The 22415-nt window shown below is 72.4% G+C and carries 21 protein-coding genes; 10 read left to right on the top strand and 11 right to left on the bottom strand.

The window, feature by feature from the left end; genetic code table 11:
• Nucleotides 1-94 precede the first annotated feature (94 nt).
• The 4 genes from ACFZBD_RS27370 to ACFZBD_RS27355 form a co-directional block, all read right to left on the bottom strand.
• A complete protein-coding gene (locus ACFZBD_RS27370) occupies nucleotides 95-1219 on the bottom strand; it encodes a GuaB3 family IMP dehydrogenase-related protein (RefSeq protein WP_391144317.1) in 1125 nt (374 codons plus the stop codon).
• A 106-nt stretch (nucleotides 1220-1325) separates the two neighbouring features.
• Nucleotides 1326-2825, bottom strand: a complete 1500-nt coding sequence (gene guaB / locus ACFZBD_RS27365) for an IMP dehydrogenase (protein ID WP_391144314.1) — start codon at nucleotides 2823-2825, stop codon at nucleotides 1326-1328.
• 155 nt (nucleotides 2826-2980) lie between these two features.
• Nucleotides 2981-3583, bottom strand: coding sequence for an RNA polymerase sigma factor ShbA (locus ACFZBD_RS27360; RefSeq protein ID WP_391144311.1), 603 nt, complete (start codon nucleotides 3581-3583; stop codon nucleotides 2981-2983).
• Between the two features lie 254 nt (nucleotides 3584-3837).
• Nucleotides 3838-4449 (bottom strand): response regulator transcription factor, encoded by a 612-nt coding sequence (locus tag ACFZBD_RS27355; protein ID WP_003948568.1) that lies wholly within the window; start codon nucleotides 4447-4449, stop codon nucleotides 3838-3840.
• 451 nt (nucleotides 4450-4900) lie between these two features.
• Here ACFZBD_RS27355 and ACFZBD_RS27350 point away from each other — a divergent pair, with 451 nt between their 5' ends.
• Nucleotides 4901-5239, top strand: coding sequence for a WhiB family transcriptional regulator (locus ACFZBD_RS27350; protein WP_391144310.1), 339 nt, complete (start codon nucleotides 4901-4903; stop codon nucleotides 5237-5239).
• 110 nt (nucleotides 5240-5349) lie between these two features.
• Here the strand turns inward: ACFZBD_RS27350 and ACFZBD_RS27345 are convergent, their stop codons facing one another.
• A complete protein-coding gene (locus ACFZBD_RS27345) occupies nucleotides 5350-6243 on the bottom strand; it encodes a LysR substrate-binding domain-containing protein (RefSeq protein WP_391144308.1) in 894 nt (297 codons plus the stop codon).
• A gap of 81 nt (nucleotides 6244-6324) precedes the next feature.
• Here ACFZBD_RS27345 and ACFZBD_RS27340 point away from each other — a divergent pair, with 81 nt between their 5' ends.
• Together ACFZBD_RS27340 and ACFZBD_RS27335 are read left to right on the top strand one after the other, a co-directional pair.
• A complete protein-coding gene (locus tag ACFZBD_RS27340; protein ID WP_391144306.1) occupies nucleotides 6325-7059 on the top strand; it encodes an MOSC domain-containing protein in 735 nt (244 codons plus the stop codon).
• A gap of 23 nt (nucleotides 7060-7082) precedes the next feature.
• Nucleotides 7083-7856, top strand: a complete 774-nt coding sequence (locus tag ACFZBD_RS27335; RefSeq protein WP_391144303.1) for an SDR family NAD(P)-dependent oxidoreductase — start codon at nucleotides 7083-7085, stop codon at nucleotides 7854-7856.
• A gap of 25 nt (nucleotides 7857-7881) precedes the next feature.
• Here the strand turns inward: ACFZBD_RS27335 and ACFZBD_RS27330 are convergent, their stop codons facing one another.
• The gene (locus tag ACFZBD_RS27330) at nucleotides 7882-9702 is read right to left on the bottom strand and encodes a DUF2264 domain-containing protein (RefSeq protein WP_391144301.1); all 1821 of its coding nucleotides are present in this window, start codon (nucleotides 9700-9702) and stop codon (nucleotides 7882-7884) included.
• A gap of 234 nt (nucleotides 9703-9936) precedes the next feature.
• On the opposite strand from ACFZBD_RS27330, the gene ACFZBD_RS27325 reads away from it, so the two are divergent.
• The 6 genes from ACFZBD_RS27325 to ACFZBD_RS27300 all read left to right on the top strand — a co-directional run bounded on the left by ACFZBD_RS27325 (nucleotide 9937) and on the right by ACFZBD_RS27300 (nucleotide 16218).
• A complete protein-coding gene (locus ACFZBD_RS27325) occupies nucleotides 9937-11046 on the top strand; it encodes a substrate-binding domain-containing protein (protein WP_391144299.1) in 1110 nt (369 codons plus the stop codon).
• A 303-nt stretch (nucleotides 11047-11349) separates the two neighbouring features.
• Nucleotides 11350-12666 (top strand): extracellular solute-binding protein, encoded by a 1317-nt coding sequence (locus tag ACFZBD_RS27320; RefSeq protein WP_391144297.1) that lies wholly within the window; start codon nucleotides 11350-11352, stop codon nucleotides 12664-12666.
• Between the two features lie 4 nt (nucleotides 12667-12670).
• A complete protein-coding gene (locus tag ACFZBD_RS27315) occupies nucleotides 12671-13561 on the top strand; it encodes an ABC transporter permease subunit (RefSeq protein ID WP_391144295.1) in 891 nt (296 codons plus the stop codon).
• The gene (locus tag ACFZBD_RS27310) at nucleotides 13558-14412 is read left to right on the top strand and encodes an ABC transporter permease subunit (protein ID WP_391144293.1); all 855 of its coding nucleotides are present in this window, start codon (nucleotides 13558-13560) and stop codon (nucleotides 14410-14412) included. Before ACFZBD_RS27315 ends, ACFZBD_RS27310 begins: the two co-directional genes overlap by 4 nt.
• Nucleotides 14413-14429: 17 nt before the next feature.
• Nucleotides 14430-15458, top strand: coding sequence for an NAD(P)-dependent oxidoreductase (locus ACFZBD_RS27305; RefSeq protein WP_391144292.1), 1029 nt, complete (start codon nucleotides 14430-14432; stop codon nucleotides 15456-15458).
• Between the two features lie 61 nt (nucleotides 15459-15519).
• The gene (locus ACFZBD_RS27300; protein WP_391144291.1) at nucleotides 15520-16218 is read left to right on the top strand and encodes an ester cyclase; all 699 of its coding nucleotides are present in this window, start codon (nucleotides 15520-15522) and stop codon (nucleotides 16216-16218) included.
• A gap of 142 nt (nucleotides 16219-16360) precedes the next feature.
• Here ACFZBD_RS27300 and groL read toward each other — a convergent pair whose 3' ends face one another.
• From groL to ACFZBD_RS27280, 4 genes are all read right to left on the bottom strand, one after another.
• On the bottom strand, nucleotides 16361-17989 hold the full coding sequence (gene groL, locus ACFZBD_RS27295) for a chaperonin GroEL (protein WP_391144290.1): 1629 nt from the start codon (nucleotides 17987-17989) through the stop codon (nucleotides 16361-16363).
• Nucleotides 17990-18101: 112 nt separating this feature from the next.
• Nucleotides 18102-18410, bottom strand: coding sequence for a co-chaperone GroES (gene groES, locus ACFZBD_RS27290; RefSeq protein ID WP_010471835.1), 309 nt, complete (start codon nucleotides 18408-18410; stop codon nucleotides 18102-18104).
• Between the two features lie 284 nt (nucleotides 18411-18694).
• A complete protein-coding gene (locus ACFZBD_RS27285; protein WP_391144287.1) occupies nucleotides 18695-18889 on the bottom strand; it encodes a hypothetical protein in 195 nt (64 codons plus the stop codon).
• Entirely contained in the window at nucleotides 18886-19893 is a 1008-nt protein-coding gene (locus tag ACFZBD_RS27280; protein WP_391144285.1) for a polysaccharide deacetylase family protein, read from the bottom strand. The genes ACFZBD_RS27285 and ACFZBD_RS27280 overlap by 4 nt, the downstream gene beginning before the upstream one ends.
• A 99-nt stretch (nucleotides 19894-19992) precedes the next feature.
• Between ACFZBD_RS27280 and ACFZBD_RS27275 the strand changes: the two genes are divergently transcribed.
• Nucleotides 19993-21177 carry an SAM-dependent methyltransferase gene (locus ACFZBD_RS27275; protein ID WP_391144283.1) on the top strand — a complete coding sequence of 395 codons (1185 nt, stop codon included), beginning with the start codon at nucleotides 19993-19995 and terminating at the stop codon, nucleotides 21175-21177.
• A 19-nt stretch (nucleotides 21178-21196) separates the two neighbouring features.
• On the opposite strand, the gene ACFZBD_RS27270 is transcribed toward ACFZBD_RS27275, so the two are convergent.
• Nucleotides 21197-22402, bottom strand: a complete 1206-nt coding sequence (locus ACFZBD_RS27270; protein WP_391144417.1) for a DUF6596 domain-containing protein — start codon at nucleotides 22400-22402, stop codon at nucleotides 21197-21199.
• Nucleotides 22403-22415: the final 13 nt, after the last annotated feature.

Here is a 22415-nt window from a genome sequence, read left to right as displayed (position 1 = left end):
GAGCCCGGACAGCATTCGGCCCGGCACGCGCAGGGGCCCCGCACCACCCGGTGCGGGGCCCCTGTCCGTCGGCGGCGGCCGGTGGCCGCTCCGCTCAGCGCTTGTGCTGCGCGTCCGCGACCGTGACCTCGACGCGCTGGAACTCCTTGAGCTCGCTGTAGCCCGTGGTGGCCATGGCGCGGCGCAGGGCGCCGAAGAAGTTCATCGAGCCGTCCGGGCTGTGCGACGGGCCCGCGAGGATCTCCTCGGTGGTGCCGACGATGCCCAGGTCGACCAGCTTGCCGCGCGGCACGTCCTCGTGGACGGCCTCCATGCCCCAGTGGTGCCCCTTGCCGGGCGCGTCCGTGGCGCGCGCCAGCGGAGAGCCGATCATGACCGAGTCGGCGCCGCAGGCGATCGCCTTCGGCAGGTCGCCCGACCAGCCCACGCCGCCGTCGGCGATGACGTGGACGTACCGGCCGCCGGACTCGTCCATGTAGTCCCGGCGGGCCGCGGCCACGTCAGCGACCGCGGTCGCCATCGGGACCTGGATGCCGAGGACGTTGCGCGTGGTGTGCGCCGCGCCGCCGCCGAAGCCGACGAGGACACCGGCCGCGCCGGTGCGCATCAGGTGCAGGGCCGCGGTGTACGTGGCGCAGCCGCCGACGATGACCGGGACGTCCAGCTCGTAGATGAACTGCTTGAGGTTCAGCGGCTCGGCCGCGCCCGAGACGTGCTCGGCGGAGACCGTCGTACCGCGGATGACGAAGATGTCCACACCGGCGTCGACGACGGCCTTGGAGAACTGCGCGGTGCGCTGCGGGGAGAGCGCGGCGGCGGTGACCACACCCGAGTCGCGCACCTCCTTGATCCGCTGCCCGATCAGCTCTTCCTTGATCGGGGCGGCGTAGATCTCCTGGAGCCGGCGGGTCGCGGTGGACTCGTCCATCTCCGCGATCTCGTCCAGCAGCGGCTGCGGGTCTTCGTACCGGGTCCACAGACCCTCGAGGTTGAGCACGCCCAGGCCGCCCAGCTCGCCGATGCGGATGGCGGTCTGCGGCGACACGACCGAGTCCATCGGAGCGGCCAGGAAGGGGAGCTCGAAACGGTAGGCGTCGATCTGCCAGGCGATCGAGACCTCCTTCGGGTCCCGGGTGCGCCGGCTCGGTACGACGGCGATGTCGTCGAACGCGTACGCCCTGCGGCCGCGCTTGCCGCGCCCGATCTCGATCTCAGTCACGATGTGTGGCCTTTCCCTCTACGTCTGCGCCTACCAGTATCCCCGACACAAGCGGGAGGGGCGGTTCCGGCCACATACCGGAACCGCCCCTCATCCAGCCGTGCGGTTACTTCCTGCTGTAGTTCGGCGCCTCGACCGTCATCTGGATGTCGTGCGGGTGGCTCTCCTTGAGTCCCGCCGAGGTGATCCGGACGAACCGGCCCTTCGACTCCATCTCCGCGACGGTGGCGGCACCGACGTAGCCCATGGTCTGGCGGAGACCGCCGACGAGCTGGTGCAGGACGTTCGAGAGCGGGCCGCGGTAGGGCACCTGACCCTCGACGCCCTCGGGGACGAGCTTGTCGTCGGAGGCGACCTCGGCCTGGAAGTAGCGGTCCTTCGAATACGACCTGCCCTGGCCGCGGGACTGCATGGCGCCGAGCGAGCCCATGCCGCGGTACGACTTGAACTGCTTGCCGTTGATGAAGAGCAGCTCGCCGGGGGACTCCTCACAGCCCGCCAGGAGGCTGCCGAGCATGACGGTGTCGGCGCCGGCCGCGAGGGCCTTGCCGATGTCGCCGGAGTACTGCAGTCCGCCGTCGCCGATCAGCGGGACACCGGCGGAGCGGGCCGCGAGGGAGGCTTCGTAGATGGCGGTGACCTGCGGGACGCCGATGCCGGCGACCACGCGGGTGGTGCAGATCGAGCCGGGGCCCACGCCCACCTTGATGCCGTCGACACCGGCGTCGATCAGCGCCTGCGCGCCGTCACGCGTGGCGACGTTGCCGCCGATCACGTCGACGTCCACGGCCGACTTGATCTTCGCCATCCAGCTCAGCGCGTTGCTGTTGTGGCCGTGCGAGGTGTCCACGACGAGGAAGTCCACCCCGGCGGCGGCGAGCGCCTGGGCGCGCTCCAGCGCCTCCGGGCTCGCACCCACGGCGGCGCCGACGAGCAGCCGGCCCTCGGCGTCCTTGGCGGCGTTCGGGTACTTCTCCGCCTTGACGAAGTCCTTGACGGTGATCAGGCCCTTGAGGACGCCCTCGTCGTCGACCAGCGGCAGCTTCTCGATCTTGTGGCGGCGCAGCAGCTCCATGGCGTCGACGCCGGAGATGCCGACCTTGCCCGTGACCAGCGGCATCGGGGTCATGACCTCGCGCACCTGGCGGCTGCGGTCCGACTCGAAGGCCATGTCGCGGTTGGTCACGATGCCCAGCAGCTTGCCGTCCGGCTTGGTGACGGGGACGCCGCTGATGCGGAACTTGGCGCACAGGGCGTCCGCCTCGGCGAGCGTCGCCTCCGGGTGCACCGTGATCGGGTCGGTGACCATGCCGGACTCGGAGCGCTTGACGAGGTCGACCTGGTTGACCTGGTCCTCGACGGAGAGGTTCCGGTGCAGCACGCCGACGCCGCCCAGCCGGGCCATCGCGATCGCCATGCGGGACTCGGTCACCTTGTCCATCGCCGCCGAGAGCAGCGGGATGTTGACCCGGACGTTGCGGGAGATGCGGGACGAGGTGTCGACCGCGTTGGGGAGCACCTCGGAGGCGCCCGGCAGCAACAGCACATCGTCGTAGGTCAACCCGAGTGTCGCGAATTTCTCGGGCACTCCGTCGATGTTGGTCATGACACCTTCCCCAATAACCTTGATCGGTGCGGATGTCCATGCTAACGGCCTGCGGCGGTGTCTCATTCCACGGGCAAGATCACCCGGAAGCTTTGGACGTTCCTACGTGTACGGGAGGCGGGGGTCCGCGTGGGACACGGCGCCCCCGGCGGCGCCTACTGCTCGGCCAGCGCGCGGAGCCGGCTGAGGGCGCGGTGCTGCGCGACCCGTACGGCACCTGGGGACATGCCCAGCATCTGGCCGGTCTCCTCGGCCGTCAGGCCGACCGCCACGCGCAGGACCAGCAGCTCGCGCTGGTTCTCCGGGAGGTTGGCGAGGAGCTTCTTGGCCCATTCGGCGTCGTCGCTGAGGAGCGCGCGCTCTTCGGGGCCGAGGGAGTCGTCGGGCCGCTCCGGCATCTCGTCGGAGGGCACGGCCGTGGAGCCCGGGTGCCGCATGGCGGCCCGCTGCAGGTCGGCGACCTTGTGTCCGGCGATCGCGAAGACGAAGGCCTCGAACGGCCTGCCGGTGTCCTTGTAGCGCGGCAGCGCCATCAGGACGGCGACGCAGACCTCCTGCGCGAGGTCCTCCACGAAGTGGCGGGCGTCACCGGGCAGCCGGTTGAGCCGGGTGCGGCAGTAGCGCAGGGCCAGCGGGTGCACACGGGCCAGCAGGTCGTGCGTCGCCTGCTGGTCGCCGTCGACGGCGCGGTGGACGAGTGCACCGATCTCCCCCTGCCCTGCGGGCATGGGTGACCCCACGGTCTCGTCGTCGCGCATCGCTCCATGGTGCCTTGACGCCTGAGGATCCGTGGCACCGCGTCCGTAGTTGTGCACCGAAGCGTTATGAGCAGGTGCGCCGGCACTCATCTCCTGCGCCCTCCCCTCCCGCTCGATCGACTCGTCCCCGAGGAACTCCACATCTCAAGGATGCGGCATCCCGCGCGTTACTGACACAAGCCGCCCCGTCCGCCGGTGGCGGACGGGGCGTGCGACCGGCCCGTGCCTGCCCGGAGCGTGTCTCGAAACACGCCCTAACGAACCAGGCCCCAGCGGAAGCCGAGGGCTACCGCGTGCGCCCGGTCGGAGGCGCCCAGCTTCTTGAACAGGCGCCGCGCGTGGGTCTTGACCGTGTCCTCGGAGAGGAAGAGCTCGCGCCCGATCTCGGCGTTGGACCGTCCGTGGCTCATGCCTTCGAGCACTTGGATCTCACGCGCGGTGAGCGTGGGCGCCGCGCCCATCTCGGCCGAGCGCAGCCGGCGCGGGGCGAGCCGCCAGGTCGGGTCGGCGAGGGCCTGGGTGACCGTGGCCCGCAGTTCGGCGCGCGAGGCGTCCTTGTGCAGATAGCCACGGGCACCGGCGGCGACGGCGAGCGCCACGCCGTCCAGGTCCTCGGCGACGGTGAGCATGATGATGCGGGCGCCGGGGTCCGCGGACAGCAGCCGGCGGACGGTCTCCACGCCGCCCAGGCCGGGCATGCGTACGTCCATCAGAATCAGGTCCGAGCGGTCCGCGCCCCAGCGGCGGAGGACTTCCTCGCCGTTGGCGGCGGTGGTCACGCGCTCCACGCCGGGCACGGTCGCGACCGCGCGGCGAAGCGCCTCTCGGGCAAGCGGGGAGTCGTCGCAGACGAGGACGGATGTCATGGCCGCCCTCCGCAGCTGATGCGCGTCACCTTGAGCCTCCAGGGCTGGTACGTATCGTCACCTGTGCGGTTGACGCCCTCGGACACCTGCCCGAGCGCTTGTTCCTTCAACCGCCTCCGCACTCTCAACGACGGTCACTCGAAAGAGTTACGGGTCGGACGGCCGCCTTCGGCACTCTACGTAAGGGCGCGTGCGCGGAGGAGAGTCCCGCAGGTCATCCGTCCTTCGCTGGAAGCTATGCCCCATTTAGCGGGTTTTCTTCCCTTTTTGTGGTGTCTGTGGCTAGATTCGCAATGAGTCATATTTACATCTACTAAGACAGTAGTTGTACGGTCGGATCGAACCCGCGAGAGCGGGTACCCGAGACCCCATGGGGGGCGAAGGGCCCCCGCGCATCAGCCAGCAACCCGCCCACCAATCCGTTCGACACGGTTTCAAGGGGACAAGCGCAATGGCAGATTTCTCCCGCCTTCCCGGACCCAACGCCGATCTGTGGGACTGGCAACTCCTCGCGGCCTGCCGCGGGGTGGACAGTTCCCTGTTCTTCCACCCCGAGGGAGAGCGCGGCGCGGCACGGAGTGCGCGTGAGAACTCGGCGAAAGAGGTCTGCATGCGGTGCCCGGTGCGCGCGGAGTGCGCGGCACACGCACTCGCCGTGCGGGAGCCCTACGGCGTCTGGGGCGGCCTCACCGAGGACGAACGCGAAGAGCTCATGGGACGAGCCCGCAACCGTCTGATCACCACGTCGACGGCATCGGCATCCAGTTCGGCAGGCGTGGGGCACGCCTGAAGGAACGTTTCTGCGGGTACGTGAGGGACCGGTTCGCGCCCCACCGGCCCCCGAGGCCGGTCAGCCTTCTCCGGTCACTCTTCTCCGCGGCCCTCCGGCCCTCCGCCGCGTCACGCGCGCGTGGCGGCGCGGCTCAGCTCGTCCAGGGTCGCCGCGACGGCCGGCACCTGGGCCAGGTCGGGCAAGGTCAGCGCCACGATCTCCCGCTCCACGGCCGGCTCCACGGCCACGGCGCGCGCCCCCTTGGGCCGTACGGACTCCAGGGCGAGCCGCGGCAGGACCGCGACGCCCAGGCCCGCGCCGACCAGGCCCACGACGGCGGGGTAGTCGTCGGTGGCGAAGTCGATGCGCGGGGTGAAGCCCGCCTCCTCGCAGACCTCCACGAGCTGACGGCGGCAGCGCGGACAGCCCGCGATCCAGGGCTCCTCGGCCAGTTCGGCGATGCCCACCGACTCCGCACCGGCGAGCCGGTGCGTGTCCGGGACCAGGCCGACCAGGCGGTCGGCGAGCAGGGGGCGGACGACGAGGTCGTCCCATTCGGCGGGGCCCGCGCCGTAGCGGAAGGCCAGTGCCACGTCGCAGTCGCCCTCGCGCAGCATCTCCACGGAGCGCGGCGGTTCGGCCTCGACCAGGGAGACCCGGGTGCCCGGGTGGGCGGCGCGCAGGGCGGCCAGGGCGGTGGGGACGAGGGTGGAGCTGCCGCTGGGGAAGGAGACCAGGCGCACCCGCCCGGCGCGCAGCCCGGCGATGGCGGCGACCTCCTCCTCTGCGGCGGTGAGGCCGGCGAGGATGCCGGAGGCGTGCCGGACCAGCGCTTCGCCGGCCTGGGTGAGGCGCATCTCCCGGCCGGTGCGGATCAGCAGCGGGGTCCCCGCGGAGGACTCCAGGGCCTTCATCTGCTGGCTCACCGCGGGCTGCGTGCAGCCCAGTTCGCGCGCGGCGGCGGAGAAGGAGCCGGTCGCGGCGACGGCGCGCAGGACGCGGAGGTGACGGGCCTCGATCATCCTTCGAGCATAAGCGAGTCTTGGAGTAAGTGGCACATCTTCGCGCTTCTCTTTGACAGGGGCGCGGCCTAGGGTTTCCCCATGAAGCTGCTGAGTGTGAACGTCGGACGGGCCAGGGCGGCGGGGCACACCGACTCGCCGACGGGGATGACGGGCATCGACAAGCGTCCTGTGGAGGGTCCCGTACGGGTCGGGGCGCCGGGGCCGCTCGGGGTCGGGGCGAGCGGGGTGGCCGGGGACACGGTGTGCGATCTGCGGTTCCACGGCGGCGACGACCGGGCCGTGTACGCCTTCGCCCGGGAGGACCTGGACCGCTGGGAGCAGGAGCTGGGCCGGCCGCTGGCGAACGGCTCCTTCGGCGAGAACCTCACCACCCTCGGGGTCGAGGTGAACGGCGCGCTGGTCGGCGAGCGCTGGCGGGTCGGCCCGGAGGTGGTGCTCGAGGTGACCGGTGGCCGCATCCCCTGCCGTACGTTCGCCGGGTTCCTCGGCGAGCGGGGCCACGACGTGCGGGGCTGGGTGCGGCGCTTCACCCTGTCGGACGCCGGTCCCGGCGCGATGCTGCGGGTGATCGAGCCGGGCGCGTTCACGGTCGGCGATCCGGTGACGGTCGTGCACCGGCCGGACCACGACATCACCGTCTCCTTCCTGCACCGGGCCGCGACGACGGAGCGCGCGCTGCTCCCGCGCACGCTGGTCGCCGCCGCGTGGATGGAGTCGGGGCTGCTGGACCTCGCCCGGACGTACACGGAGAAGTACGGCGAGCGGGACGGTGGGCCGGCCGGGGGTGCGGGACCGGAGAGCGCCTCGCCCTGAGCCGGGGCACTAACGTGCCGCGTATGACGACTGCACTGATTACGGGAGCGACGGCGGGCATCGGGGCCGCGTTCGCGCGGCGACTCGCGGCGGACGGGCACGACGTCGTGCTCGTGGCCCGCGATGTGAAGAGGCTGCGCGAGCAGGCGACCGAGCTGCACGACCGGCACGGGGTGGAGGCGGAGGTCCTCGCCGCCGACCTGGCGGAGGAGAAGGGGATCGCGGCCGTGGAGGCCCGTCTCTCCGACCCGAGACAGCCGGTGGACCTGCTGGTGAACAACGCCGGGTTCGGCAACAAGGGCCGGTTCCTGGAAGTGTCCATGGCCGACGAGTTGAAGATGCTGACGGTGCACTGCGAGGCGGTACTGCGGCTGACGTCGGCGGCGGCGGAGTCCATGCGGTCCCGGGGCCGGGGCGGGGTGGTGAACGTGGCGTCCGTGGCGGCGTTCGTGCCGCGCGGCACGTACGGGGCGTCGAAGGCGTGGGTCGTGCAGTTCACCCAGGGCGCGGCACGGGACCTGGCGGGCACGGGGGTGCGGATGATGGCGCTGTGCCCGGGGTTCGTCCGTACGGAGTTCCACGAGCGGGCCGGGATGGGCACGGACAACATCCCGGGCTGGATGTGGCTCGACGCGGACAAGCTGGTGGCGACGGCGCTGGCCGACCTGGCGCGGGGGCGGACGCTGTCCGTCCCCGACCCCCGCTACAAGGCGCTGATGGGCGTGGTGAAGCTGGCGCCCCGCGGGCTGCTCGGCGGGGTGTCCTCCAGGGCGGGCCGCAAGTACGGCCCGAAGTAGCCCGCGGGGGCAGGCGGGCGGCGGCTCAGGGGCGCTCGTCGGGGTCGAGGGTGAGCCGGGTCGTGGTGCCGTCCCGCCACATCACTTCGACCGTGCGCCGGCCGGTGACCCGGACGGTCGCGAGGGTGGCGACGGGGGCGGGCCCGGGTTCGGCGGTGAGGGAGGCCAGGGCGACGAAGAGGCTCTCGGCGCCGCCGGTGGTGCCGTGGAGGGCCGTGGTGCGGGTGCGCGGGCCCTGGAGCGTGGGCCCGGTGGCGAGGGCGACGGCTTCGGCGGCGGGCGGGTAGCCGTGCGCCGGGTGGAGCTGTGCGACCGGGCCGTCGGGCGTGGTGGCCCAGCCCGTCTGGCGTACGGGCGTGCCGTCGGGTGCTCCGAGGACGAGGTGGGCGCGGACCTCGGCGCGGCCGTGGGCGAGGGTCGCGGAGAGGATCCGGATGCCGGGCCGGGGGGTGTGCAGCGAGGCGGCCCAGCCGGGTCCCGTGCCGTGCGGCGTGGCGGGGCCGCGGTGGGTGAGGCGGCCGTCGACGACCAGGGCGAAGTGGTTGTCGGGATGGTCGGGCGCGGTGGTGGCGCCGGTGCGGGTGGAGTAGGCGTAGCGGGCGTAGCCGGAGTCGTCCTCCGCGGCTTCCCGGCTGGGGGCGTGGTTGCTGCCGTGGTTGTGGAGGCGTACGAGTCCGTCGGCGGCCGTGGAGTGGATGAGGAGCCCCGCCGGGGCCACGGGGCGGACGGTGTCGGCGCGTTCGGCGGGCAGGGGCTCCTCGGGGTCGGTCCAGGCGGGGTGGCCGGCCGGCAGGAGCAGGCCGAGGAACCCCTTGGACGCCCAGTAGGGGGAGCCCGGGCCGGAGTAGTCCTGGAGGACCGGCTCGTGGGGGCCGTGCCAGCCGAGGGTGAGCAGTCCCCGTCCGTCGCGGGCGCCCCGGTCGAGGAAGTAGCGCAGGGTGCCGGAGGCGAGGCGGCGGGTGGCGCCGGGGGTGAGCGGCGTGTGGCCGGTCAGCGTGCCGAGCCAGGGGGCGGCGGCCGCGGCGAAGCGGTAGGTGAGGGAGCGGCCGAACGGCAGGGGCGCGCCGTTGGCGTCGAAGAGGTGGGCGTAGTCGCCGAGGTGGGCGCGCAGCCGGGGGCCGTAGCGGTCGAGGAGCGTCCGGTCGCCGGAGAGGTGGGCGTGCAGCACGGGGTAGAAGTGCAGGGCCCAGGCGTTGTAGTGGTCGAAGGCGCGGTTGTCGCCGTCGCTGTACCAGCCGTCGCCGAGGTACCACTCCTCGACGCGGGCCAGGGAGCGGTCGACGGTGGCGGCGGCCCGGTCGGTCGCGACGCCCGCGTCCTGGAGGAAGCCGGCGACGGTGAGGCCGAAGAGCCACCAGTTGTTGTCGACGGGGGACGGCGCGAGGGCGGGCAGCAGCCAGTCGGCGACCCGTGCGCGGGTGCGGTCGTCGAGGCGGTCCCAGAGCCAGGGGCGGGTCAGGCGCAGTCCGAGGGCGACGGAGGCTGATTCGACGACCGCCTGACGGACGTCGGTCAGCAGCGGCCACGCCTCGGGGCCGTCGGTGCCGGGGGCCTCGGTGCCGGCGGCGAGGCCTTCGGCGTAGCGGGCGAGGTGGCCGTGCGGGTCGTCGCCGTGGGCTCCGGCGACGCGCAGGGCGGCCAGGAGGAAGGTGCGGGCGTGGCCTTCGAGGCCGTCGGAGCGGGTGCCCGACCGGCTGGGCCGGGGACCGGGGAGGTGGACGAGCCCGCCGCGCGGGGTGGCGTAGGGGCGTACGGCGAGGAGGAGCCGGTCGGCGGTGTGCTCCCAGTGGGCGCGGGTCAGGCCGGTGTACAGGCTGAGCTCGCGGTTCTCGGGCGGCGTGGGCATGAGGCTCCCTGGGGATCCGGCCGGGGAAGGCGCGGCGCCCGGCCGATGAGGTGCGCGGCGGCCGGGCCGGGGCCGGGGTGCCCCCGTCGCCGGAATCATGGACAGGCCGGGATCGAGCGTCAAGACGATCGGACCGAATGATCGAAACTTCTGTCGTTCGATCATTCCGCGTGAGAGGGTCTGCCCACGGATCCGGTGCACCGCCGGACCACCACACCGCGAGGGGATGCGCACGTGCGCGAGAGTGCCGCCGAACGACACGACCGACTGCTGGCCCTGGTGCGCGAGCGGGGCACCGCCCGCGTCTCCGAGCTGGCCGACCGGCTGGGGGTCTCCCCCGTGACCGCCCGCCGGGACGTGGAGGCGCTGGCCTCGAAGGGCCTGCTCGACCGGGTGCACGGCCAGGTGTCCTGGCCGGGGCGCGCGGGCGAGACGGGGGCCGTGCGCCCCGGCGAGGGTCTGGTCCTTGGCCTCCTCGCGCCGTCCGCGACGTACTACTTCGCCGAAGTCATCCGGGGCGCGCACGAGGCGGCGGCGCGGGCCGACGCCCGGCTGATCCTGCGGATCTCGGACTACCGTCCGGAGGAGGACCGGGCGCGCGCCGAGGGGCTGCTGGCCGCGGGCGCCGAGGGCCTTCTGGTGGCGCCCGGCTGGCGCGGGCCCGAGGACCGGCTCGCGTACGGCGACTGGCCGGCCCAGATGCCCGTGCCGGCCGTGCTCCTGGAGCGCCGCGCCGAACCCGGCACCGCGCTCGACGGCGTGGACCGGGTGGTCTCCGACCACGGCCACGGCGTCCTGCTCGCCCTGCGCCACCTCATCGGCCTCGGCCGTGGCACCCCGCTGCTCGTGGCCCGCGGCGACAGCCCGACGGCGCTCGCGGTGCGCACGGGATACGCGGAGGCGCTGATCACCCTGGGCGCGGCGGCGCCCGGGCCGGTGATCGCCTCCGTACCGGCCGACCAGGACCCGGAGGGGTTCGAGCGCGCGGTACGGGCGCTGCACGAAGCGGTCGTCTCGGGCCGGGCGGGCGCGGCCCTGGTCCACAACGACGTGGACGCGATCCAGATCGTGCAGCGCCTGGCCGAGCTGGGCCTCTCGGTCCCCGGCGACCTGGCCCTCATCGCGTACGACGACGAGGTCGCCGCCCTCGCCGACATCCCCTTGACGGCGGTGGCGCCGCCCAAGCGTCAGGTGGGCCGGTACGCCACCGAGCTGCTGGTGGAGCGGCTGACGGAGGCGCGGGAGGCGCTGGACGAGGAGCCCGCCCGGCGCCATCTGAGCCTGCTGCCCCGGCTGCGGGTGCGGTCCTCGTGCGGCGCTCCCCCGGAGGGGTCCGCCTCCTGACCGCACCGCGCCCGGCGCCCCAGCCCACCTCCTGACCGCACCGCGCCCGGAGCTCCTGCCCGGCCCCTGACCGCGCCGCGGCCGGAGCCCGTGCCCGGCCCCTGACCGCGCCGTACCCGGAGCTCCTGCCCGGCCCCTGACCGCGCCTCCTTCCGCCCCGCCCCGCCCCGCTCCCGCCGCGCACCATCACACGATCGAATCGATCTTTTTTCGATCATTCAATCTTTCGCTCTTGACTTCGGTCATGGACGGTCACAGGATCACGGCCACATCCCCCCGTGCCGCCGTCCCTGGAGCCGCGCTATGAGCCGTACCCGGAACAGAACCTCCCGTGCCATAGCCGTCACCGCCGCCGCCCTCGCCGTCCTCACGGCCTGCGGCGGAGGTGGTGACACCGGCACCGACACCGCGAACAAGCCCGTGACCATCACCTTCTGGGGATGGGCCAAGGGGACCAAGGACGTGGTCGACGCCTTCAACGCCTCGCACACGGACATCCGGGTGACCTTCGAGGAGATCCCCTCCGGCACCGCCGGCGGCTACGCCAAGATCTCCAACGCCGTGAAGGCGGGCAACGCCCCCGACCTGGTCTCCATCGAGTACCCCTCGCTCCCCGAGTTCGTCAGCTCCGGCGCCCTGCAGGACATCGGGGGCGAGTTCACCGAGGCCGACCGCGCCAAGCTGCTCCCGCAGGCGGTGGAGCTGACCACCCTCGGCGGCAAGACCTGGGCCGTCCCCTTCGACGCCGCCCCGCAGGCCTTCTACTACCGCAAGGACCTCTTCGCCCGGCACGGCATCGAAGTCCCCCGGACCTGGGACGCCTTCCGAGCCGCCGCCGAGAAGGTGAAGAAGGCCGACCCCAAGGCCCGTATCGGCACCTTCTTCCCGGACGACCCGACCACCTTCGAGGCGATGGCCTGGCAGGCGGGCGCCCAGTGGTTCAAGGCCGAGGACGACACCTGGAAGATCGACACCACCGACCCCGCCACCACCAAGGTCGCCGCCTACTGGCAGGGCCTGCTCGACGCCGACCTCGTCCACAAGAACGCCTCCTTCAGCCCCGAGTGGACCGGCTCGCTCAAGAACGGCACCACCCTCGGCTACCTCGGCGCCTCCTGGGGCGCCGGCGTCCTCAAGGGGACCCTCCCCGAGCAGAGCGGCAAGTGGGCCGTGGCGCCCCTGCCCAGCTGGGACGGCAAGCCCGCCAGCGGCATGCTCGGCGGCTCCACCTTCGCGGTGACCAAGGACAGCGACCACAAGGCGGCGGCCGTCGAGTTCGCCGCATGGATGTCGACCACCGAGGCGGGCGTCAAGGCCCGCATCGCCTCCGGCACCTCCAGCGCCTTCCCCGCCGCCACCGCCCTGCGCCCGGTCGCCAAGCAGGCCTTCGACGCCGGCTTCTACGGCGGCCAGGACATCTACGCCCTCTTCGAGGAGGCCGGTGCCTCCATCGGCCCGAACTGGGCCTGGGGGCCGACCACCGGCACCACCAACACCGCCGTCAAGGACCGGTTCGGCACGATCAGCCGCGGCGGCCCCACCATCGCCGACGCCGTCAAGGCCGGCCACGACGCGACCGTCGCCGAGCTGAGGAAGCGCGGACTGAAGGTCGAGGGCTGACCCGGTGAACGCCCGCACCCGTGCCGCAGCCGTCCTGCTGACCCCGTTCTTCGCCCTGTTCACCGCGGTGATGGTGGTGCCGATCGGCTACGCGGTCTGGCTCAGCCTCTTCACCGAGAAGCAGTCGGGGCTCGGTTTCGGCGGCTCCGAGACCGTCTTCACCGGGCTCGACAACTACACCGCGGCGCTGGGTGACCGGGCCTTCCGCGAGGGCTTCGGCGTCCTGCTCGGATACTGCCTGCTCTACATCCCGCTGCTGCTCGCCGGGGCCCTCGGCCTCGCCCTCCTCCTCGACTCGGCGCTCGCCCGCGCCCGTCGCTTCTTCCAGCTCGCGCTCTTCCTGCCGCACGCCGTCCCCGGCATCATCGCCGCGCTGATCTGGGTCTACCTCTACACCCCCCAACTCAGCCCCGTCGTACGGACGATGGAGGCCGGCGGCATCGGCTTCGACTTCTTCTCCCCCGAGGGCGCCCTGCCCTCCGTGGTCAACATCGCGCTCTGGGAGTGGCTCGGCTACAACATGGTGATCTTCTACGCCGCCCTGCAGGCCATCGATCGCTCCGTCCTCGAAGCCGCCACCGTCGACGGCGCCGGCGCCTGGCGCATCGCGTTCGGCATCAAGGTCCCGCTGATCCGCGCCTCGCTCGTGATGGTCGGCCTCTTCACCGTCATCGGCTCGCTGCAGCTGTTCACCGAACCGCTCATCCTCAACAAGGGCACCGGTTCCGCCGTCACCTCGACCTGGACGCCGAACATGTACGCGTACACCGCCGCCTTCGACCGCAACGACTACGGCCTCGCGGCCGCGGCCTCCGTCCTCCTCGCCCTGACCGCCGCCCTGCTCTCCTTCGGCGTCACCCGGCTGACCGGCCGCCGGAAGGAGAAAACAGCGTGAGCAAGTACCGACCCCGCAGCGTCTGGCTCTCCCGGACCGCCGTCAACGGCGCGCTCGTCCTCGCCGTCGTCTACATGCTCTTCCCGCTCGTCTGGCTGGTCACCGCGGCCACCAAGGACGCCGGCGGCCTGCTCGCCGGGGACGCCTTCTCCTTCGAGGGCTTCGACCTCGGCGGCAACCTCTCCCGGCTCACCGAGTACAACGACGGCATCTACTTCCACTGGTACCTCAACAGCCTCCTCTACGCCGGGATCGGCGCCCTCGCCTGCTCGCTGATCAGCGTCGCCGCCGGGTACGCCTTCGACAAGTACGACTTCCGGGGCAAGGAGCAGCTCTTCGGCGTCGTCCTCCTCGGCGTCCTGGTCCCCACCACCGCGCTCGCCCTGCCCCTGTACCTCCTCGCCAGCGAGGTCGGCGTCGTCAACACCCACGCCGCCGTGCTGATCCCGGTCCTGGTCAACCCCTTCGCGGTCTACCTCTCCCGGGTCTTCAGCGCCGGGTACGTCCCCGACGAGGCGCTGGAGGCCGCCCGCATCGACGGCGCGGGCGAGCTGCGCGCCTTCCGGTCGATCGGACTGCCCATGATGATGCCCGGCTTCGTCACCGTCTTCCTCTTCCAGTTCACCGCGATCTGGAACAATTTCTTCCTGCCCCTGGTGATGCTCTCGGACCAGAGACTGTTCCCGTTGAGCCTCGGCCTGTACGCCTGGAACAGCAACGCCCACGCGGAACCCGACTTCTATCCCCTCGTCGTCACCGGATCCCTCCTCGCTGTCGTCCCGCTCGTCGTCGCCTTCGTCTCCCTCCAGCGCCACTGGAAGGCCGGCCTGACCGCCGGCAGCGTCAAGTGAGGAGCACCCGCCCCGCGATGACCGCCACTCCCCACCCCCGGCCCGCGCTCCTGCTCGCCATGGACCCCGGCGTCGCCGGCCGCCTGCTGACCGACGCCCACCGGCGGCGCCTCGCCGCCCTCACCCGTACCGACCCCCACCTCGTCGCCCACGACCTGACCGCGCCCGCGCCCCGGGTCGCCGCCGCCCTCGCCGAGGCCGAGATCCTCCTGACCTGCTGGGGCGCGCCGCCCCTGACCGCCACCGTCCTGGACCGCGCCCCGCGCCTGAAGGCCGTCGTCCACGCGGCCGGATCGGTCAAGCACCACATCACGGACGCCTGTTGGGAACGCGGCCTCGTCGTCTCCTCCGCCGCGGCCGCCAACGCCCTGCCCGTCGCGGAGTACACCCTGGCCGCGATCCTCTTCGCCGGGAAGGGCGTCCTCGACGCGGCCCTGCGGTACGGCCGGGTCCGCGGCGACGAGGCCTGGACGGCCGAGTCGGCGACGACGGGCAACTACCGCCGTACGGTCGGCCTGGTCGGCGCCTCCCGGATCGGCCGCCGGGTCATCGAGCTGCTGCGCCCCTTCGACTTCGAGGTGCTGCTCCACGACCCGTACGTGGACGCGGCGGAGGCGGCGCGGCTGGGAGTGGAGGGGACGGGTCTCGACGACCTGTGCGCGCGCAGCACGATCGTCTCCGTCCACGCGCCCCAACTCCCCGCCACCCACCGGATGATCGGGGCGGCGCAGCTGGCCGCGATGCCGGACGGCGCCACCCTCGTCAACACCGCACGCGGCTCCCTGGTCGACGAGACGGCGCTCCTGGCGCACCTGCGCACCGGGCGCCTGCGGGCGGTCCTGGACGTGACCGACCCGGAGGTCCCGCCTCCGGACTCGCCGCTGTACTCGCTGCCGAACGTGCTCCTCACCCCGCACGTCGCCGGCTCGCTCGGCAACGAGCTGCACCGGATGGCGGACCACGCGCTGGCGGAGGTGGCCCGGTACGGGCGGGGTGAGCCGTTCGCCGAGCGGGTACGGCCCTCGGATCTGACGCGCTCGGCGTGACCGGCCGCCGGGTGGGGGCCGCGCCTAGACTGGAAAGGTCCCACCCGGTCCGGGAGGTGCCATGACTTTCGTACAGATCATCGATTGCAAGACCAGCCGGTTCGACGACCTCAACCGGCTCATGGACAAATGGGTCGAGCAGACCAAGGGCAAGCGGACGGCCACGCACAGCGTCATCGGCAAGGACCGCTCCGACGGGGACCATCTCGTGGAGATCGTCGAGTTCCCCTCCTACGAAGTGGCCATGACCAACTCGCAGCTCCCCGAGACCGACCGCATCTTCCGGGAGATGGTCGCGCTCTGTGACGAGATGCCGACGTTCACGGATCTCGACGTCATGCGGGACGTGCAGATGTACAAGGCCGCCTCCCGCCGGCTCTTCGAGTTGATCGCCACCGAGGGTGAGCTTCCGCCGCTCGACGAGGTCCTCGCGGAGGGGTGCCACGACCACCAGCCGAGCGGGCAGGAGGACGCCCTGGGCATGGACGCGATCCGCCGCGAGGTGGAGGTGTGGCGGGGCGGCTTCGACTTCGCCTTCACCGTCCAGGACCAGATCGCCGAGGGCGACCGGGTGTGCACGCGGTGGACGTGGGTGGGGACGCACACCGGCGACTTCATGGGGCTCCAGCCGACGGGCATGCGGGTCGCCATGACCGGCACGACCATCCACCAGTTCCGGGACGACGGCAAGATCGTCGAGGCGTGGTGGCAGTACGACCTGCTGGGGCTGATGGGGCAGCTCGGCGCCGTCGAGGCCTGAGCGGCCCGGCGCTCGCGCACGGAGGTCCGGCCTCCGCGCGGCGGCTCACGCACCGAGGCCCGGTGCCCCCGCGACGGGGGCACCGGGCCTCGGTGGTCGTTCAGTCCTTCCGGGCGGTCGGCCCGTCAGGCGTGGTGGTGCCTCAGTGCGAGTGGCCGTGGCCGTGACCGTGGCCCGCGTCCGCCGGCTCCTCTTCCTTCTTCTCCACCACGAGGGTCTCGGTGGTGAGGAGGAGGGAGGCGATCGAGGCGGCGTTCTCCAGCGCGGAGCGCGTCACCTTCACCGGGTCGATGACGCCGGCCTTGACCAGGTCGCCGTACTCGCCGGTGGCGGCGTTGAAGCCCTGGCCCTTGTCGAGCTCCGCCACCTTGGAGGTGATGACGTAGCCCTCGAGGCCGGCGTTCTCCGCGATCCAGCGCAGCGGCTCGACGGCGGCGCGGCGGACGACCGCGACACCCGTGGCCTCGTCGCCGGTCTTGCCGAGGTTGCCCTCGAGGACCTTGACGGCGTGGACCAGAGCGGAGCCACCACCGGAGACGATGCCCTCCTCGACCGCGGCGCGGGTCGCGGAGATGGCGTCCTCCAGACGGTGCTTCTTCTCCTTCAGCTCCACCTCGGTGGCGGCGCCGACCTTGATCACGCACACGCCGCCGGCCAGCTTCGCGAGGCGCTCCTGGAGCTTCTCGCGGTCCCAGTCGGAGTCGGTGGACTCGATCTCGGCCTTGATCTGGTTGACGCGACCGGTGACGTCCTCGGACTTGCCGCCACCGTCGACGATGGTGGTGTCGTCCTTGGTGACGGTCACGCGGCGGGCGGAGCCCAGCACGTCGAGACCGGCCTGGTCGAGCTTGAGGCCGACCTCCTCGGCGATGACGGTGGCACCGGTGAGGGTGGCCATGTCGCCGAGCATCGCCTTGCGGCGGTCGCCGAAGCCGGGGGCCTTGACGGCCACGGCGTTGAAGGTGCCACGGATCTTGTTGACGACCAGGGTCGACAGGGCCTCGCCCTCGACGTCCTCGGCGATGATCAGCAGCGGCTTGGAGGAGCCGGCCTGGATGACCTTCTCGAGGAGCGGCAGCAGGTCCTGGATCGAGGAGATCTTGCCCTGGTGGATCAGGATGTACGGGTCGTCGAGGACGGCCTCCATACGCTCCTGGTCGGTGACCATGTAGGGCGAGAGGTAGCCCTTGTCGAAGGCCATGCCCTCGGTGAAGTCGAGCTCCAGGCCGAAGGTGTTGGACTCCTCGACGGTGATGACACCGTCCTTGCCGACCTTGTCCATCGCCTCGGCGATGAGCTCGCCGACCTGCTGGTCCTGCGCGGAGAGCGCGGCGACGGCGGCGATGTCCGACTTGTCGTCGATCGGGCGCGCGGTGGCGAGCAGCTCGTCGGAGACGGCCTTGACGGCGGCGTCGATGCCCTTCTTCAGGGCGGCCGGGGAGGCGCCGGCGGCGACGTTGCGCAGACCCTCGCGGACCAGGGCCTGGGCGAGCACGGTGGCGGTGGTGGTGCCGTCACCCGCGATGTCGTTGGTCTTGGTCGCCACCTCCTTCACCAGCTGGGCGCCGAGGTTCTCGTACGGGTCGTCGATCTCGACCTCGCGGGCGATCGTGACACCGTCGTTGGTGATGGTGGGGGCGCCGAACTTCTTGTCGATGACGACGTTGCGGCCCTTGGGGCCGATCGTCACCTTCACCGTGTCGGCAAGCTTGTTGACGCCGCGCTCAAGGGCGCGACGGGCGTCCTCGTCGAACTTCAGGATCTTCGCCATGGAGCGATTCAGCCCTCTCGGAATTCGTGGTGAAACTCGTGAAACGAACCGCGCCCCCGGACGCCCAGTGCGGGGTCAAGGGGCGCGGCTCAAAACATCTGGCGTCGGTGAATTACTTCTCGACGATCGCGAGCACGTCGCGAGCCGAGAGGACGAGGTACTCCTCGCCGCTGTACTTCACCTCGGTGCCGCCGTACTTGCTGTACAGCACGATGTCGCCGGTCTTCACGTCGAGCGGCAGGCGCTCGCCGTTCTCGAAGCGGCCCGGGCCCACGGCGAGGACGACGCCCTCCTGGGGCTTCTCCTTCGCCGTGTCCGGGATGACCAGGCCAGAGGCGGTGGTCTGCTCGGCGTCGAGCGGCTGGACCACAATGCGGTCCTCGAGCGGCTTGATGGCAACCTTGGAGCTGGTGGTCGTCACGATCCGACCTCCCCCTTCGGAGATCTCACGGGGTTAACTGTCTGAGGTGGCGACCAGGTGGATCCGTCGTCGCGGGTGCCGGACCTGCCCGTCGCTGTGTTGGCACTCTCCGGTGGGGAGTGCCAGAGCCGAGACTATGACCGCGATTAGCACTCGGTCAAGCGGAGTGCCAATTACGTGCGCGTGGCGGTTCGGTTCCGGTACGGGGAACGGCGCGAAGGACCCGATGGTTCCGGACGGCGGGGGGCGGGTCTCCGGCCGGTGTACGGCGCCGGGGCGGGCCGTCAGCGGTCCGTACGGCCCACCCCGTGGAGCACCCGGGCGGCGGTCCGGGAGAGGGCGCCGTCCGGTGCGGCGACCCGCTCCGCCGCCTTGCGACCCAGGCGCTCGAAGGGGTCGACGGACGGGGCGCAGGCCGCCGTGGCCAGCAGCGCGCCGGCCAGGGCCAGTCCGGCGACCGGCCGGCGCGCGCCGGTCATACGTAGTCCTCCAGCTTCGCGACCGCGTACCCCTTGTCCGTGATGGTCTTCATCACGCGGCGGATCATGTCGGGCATGGAGCCCTTCCACTCCCCCTTGCCCCGGAAGTGGGTGAGGACGATGTCGCCGGGGTGCAGGTCCCGGTCCCACTCGCGCCACTCCATCCGGTCCGGGAACGCCTCGGCGGCCCACAGCGGGACCGCCTTCACGCCGCACTTCTGCGCCGCGCGCAGGGTGTCCTCGTCGTAGTTGCCGTAGGGCGGGCGGAAGAGCGGCGGCCGCTTGCCGTACTTCTTCTCGATCGTGTCCTGCATCCCGCAGATCTCGCGCTTCTGCTCCGCGTAGGACAGCTTCGGCATGTAGCGGTGGTTGAGGGTGTGGTTGTGCAGGGCGACGCCGGCGTCCTGCATCTTCCGGAAGTAGCCGTAGTCCTCCTTGACCAGGTAGTCGCTGAGGAAGGCGCTGTACGGGATCCCCAGCTCGCTCATCATGCGCAGCAGCTCCGGGTCCTTCTCGGAGCCGTCGTCGATCGTCAGGAAGACGACCTTCTCCTTGGTCGGCACGGTGGTGAAGACCGGGGGCAGGCCCTCGCCGTCGGTCTCGAACCCCTTGCGCGTGGTGATCGTCGGCTTGACGGCGGGCGGGGCGGGGGCCTCCAGCGGAGGCCGGTCGAGGCCCCATCTCTTCGCGGCGAGGGCCCGGGCTGCGCGCCGTTCGCGGAGTTTCGAGACGTACGCGTTGAGGGCGCCGGAGGCGCCCTGCGCCTGACTGCCGGGCTGCCCGGCGGCGGGCCGGGCCGGGGAGCCCGGGGCGCCGCCGGCACCGTCGCCCGGTCCGGCGCAGGCCGCGCCGAGGGCGGCGACGAGCAGCGCCGCACCGACCGATCGCCGCAGGTGACGGGCGCGCAGGGAGCGGCCGGACGGGGGGCGGGCGGACCGGAGGCGGGTGCGCCGGGGGCGGTCGTCCCGCGGGGTCATTTGTTCTGTTTGTCGTACTAGCTGCATGGCGCCGCATCCTTTCAGCGGCGAGCCCTCCCGCCCCGGCGACACCGCCGTGCCGCGCGCACCGTCCCCCGGCCGGCCCACACCCGGCCAACCCGCACAATGGGGCGGGTGACCGACCTCGCCGCCTTCACCGCCCTGCTCACCCCGGAGGGCCAGGCCCTGCTCGCCGCCCTGCGCGACCACGACCCCGCCCAGGAGCTGGCGGTCGTCTCCAGGCTCCGCCGCGACCATCCCGCCGAGCTGGTCACGGCCGCCGTCGGGCAGGCCAGGCTGCGGCAGCGCGCGGTGGCGAAGTTCGGCGCGGACGACGCGTACCGGATGTACTTCACGCCCCACGGCGTGGAGCAGTCCACGCGCGCGACGGTCGGCGCCCACCGCGCCCGCCGTCTCGCGGAGCTGGGGGTGCGGTCCGTCGCGGACCTGTGCGGCGGGATCGGCGGCGACGCGATCGCGTTCGCCCGCGCCGGGATCTCGGTCCTCGCCGTGGACCGCGACCCGCTGACGGCGGAGGCGGCCCGCGCCAACGCCGAGGCGCTGGGGCTGGCCGATCTGATCGAGGTGCGCCGCGCGGACGTGACGGAGATCGACACGGCTCCGTACGACGCCGTGTTCGTCGACCCGGCGCGGCGCGGCGGGCGCGGCCGGATCTTCGACCCGGAGGCGTACTCGCCCCCGCTGTCCTGGGCGATCGAGGCCGCCCGCCGGGCCCCGCACGCGGCCCTGAAGATCGCCCCGGGGGTGCCGCACGAGGCCGTCCCGGAGGACGCGGAGGCGGAGTGGATCTCGGACGGGGGCGACGTGAAGGAGGCGGTGCTCTGGTTCGGCACCACGCCGGGCGCGGTCCGCGCCACCCTCCTGCCGTCCGGGACGAGCCTGACCGGCCGCGGCCTGCCCGACCCGGCCGTCCGCCCGGTCGGCCGCTACCTCTACGAGCCGGACGGCGCGGTCATCCGCGCCCACCTGGTGGCCGAGGTGGCCGAGGGGCTCGACGGCGGCGGCCTGATCGACGAGACGATCGCGTACATCACGGCGGACTCCCTGACCCCGACACCGTTCGCCACCGCGTACGAGATCACCGACCGTCTCCCCTTCAACCTCAAGAAGCTGAAGGCCCTGTTGCGGGAGCGCGAGGTCGGCACCCTGACGGTGAAGAAGCGCGGCTCGGCGGTCGAACCGGAGGAACTCCGCCGCAAACTCAAGCCGAACGGCCCCCACTCTGCCACGGTCTTCCTCACCCGGACCACGGGCGCCCCGACGATGCTGATCGGGCACCCGGCGCGCTAGATCCTTCGGGAAGGGTCCGTCAGGCCGGGGGGAGTGTGCGGGCGCGGTCCAGCAGGAGGGCGCGTTCGCGGGTGTTGCGGGTCAGGGAGGCCGCGCGTTCGAATTCCGCGCGGGCTTCGGCGGGGCGGCCCAGGCGGGACAGCAGGTCGCCGCGGACGCTCGGCAGCAAGTGGTAGTGCGCCAGGGCCGGTTCGGCGGCGAGGGCGTCGACGAGCGCCAGGCCGGCCGCCGGGCCGTCCGCCATCGAGACGGCGACCGCGCGGTTCAGCTCCACCACCGGGGAGGGCGCCACGGCCGCCAGCCGGGCGTACAGCGCGGCGATGGTCCGCCAGTCCGTCTCCTCGTACGTCACCGCCCGCGCGTGACAGGCGGCGATCGCGGCCTGCAGGGCGTACGGGCCGAAGTCGGCGCCCCGGCCCGCCCGTTCCAGGGCGGCGAAACCGCGCCGGATCAGCAGCCGGTTCCAGCGGCCGCGGTTCTGCGCGGAGAGCAGGACCGGCTCCCCGTCGGGGCCCGTCCGCGCCGCCGTCCGGGACGCCTGGATCTCCAGCAGCGCCGCCAGGCCGTGGACCTCGCCCTCCTCCGGCATCAGGCCGGCGAGGACCCTGGCCAGCCGCAGGGCGTCCTCGCAGAGCGCCGGCCGCAGCAGGTCGTCGCCGGCCGTGGCCGCGTACCCCTCGTTGAAGATCAGGTAGATGACCTCCAGGACGGAGCCGAGCCGGGCCGCCCGCTCCTCCCCGTACGGCACCTCGAACTCCACCCCCGCCTTCGCCAGGCTCCGCTTCGCCCGCACGATCCGCTGGGCGACGGTCGGTTCCGGTACGAGGAAGGCGCGGGCGATCTCGTCCGTGCGCAGCCCGCCGACCAGCCGCAACGTGAGCGCCGCGCGCGCCTCGGCGGAGAGCACGGGATGGCAGGAGGTGAAGATCAGCCGCAGCAGGTCGTCGTCGATGTCCCCGGGGCCGGACGGCTCGGGGTCGTACGTCTCCTCGGTCAGCTCGCGGCCGACCTCGGCGAGCTTGCGGGCGTACGTCTCACGGCGCCGTACGAGGTCCACGGCGCGGTTCTTCGCGGCCGCCGTCAGCCAGGCGCCCGGCCGGTCGGGGACCCCCGTCCGGGGCCACTGTTCGAGGGCGGCGACGAGCGCGTCCTGGGCGATCTCCTCGGCGATGCCGACATCGCGGACGATCCTCGCCGCGGCGGCGATGATCCGCGCCGACTCCATCCGGAAGACCGTC

Origin of the sequence: Streptomyces sp. NPDC008121, from assembly GCF_042957155.1 — a bacterium.
Classification (GTDB): domain Bacteria; phylum Actinomycetota; class Actinomycetes; order Streptomycetales; family Streptomycetaceae; genus Streptomyces.
The sequence above is the reverse complement of the archived record's forward strand: the minus strand, read 5'-3'. Positions and strand labels throughout refer to the sequence as shown.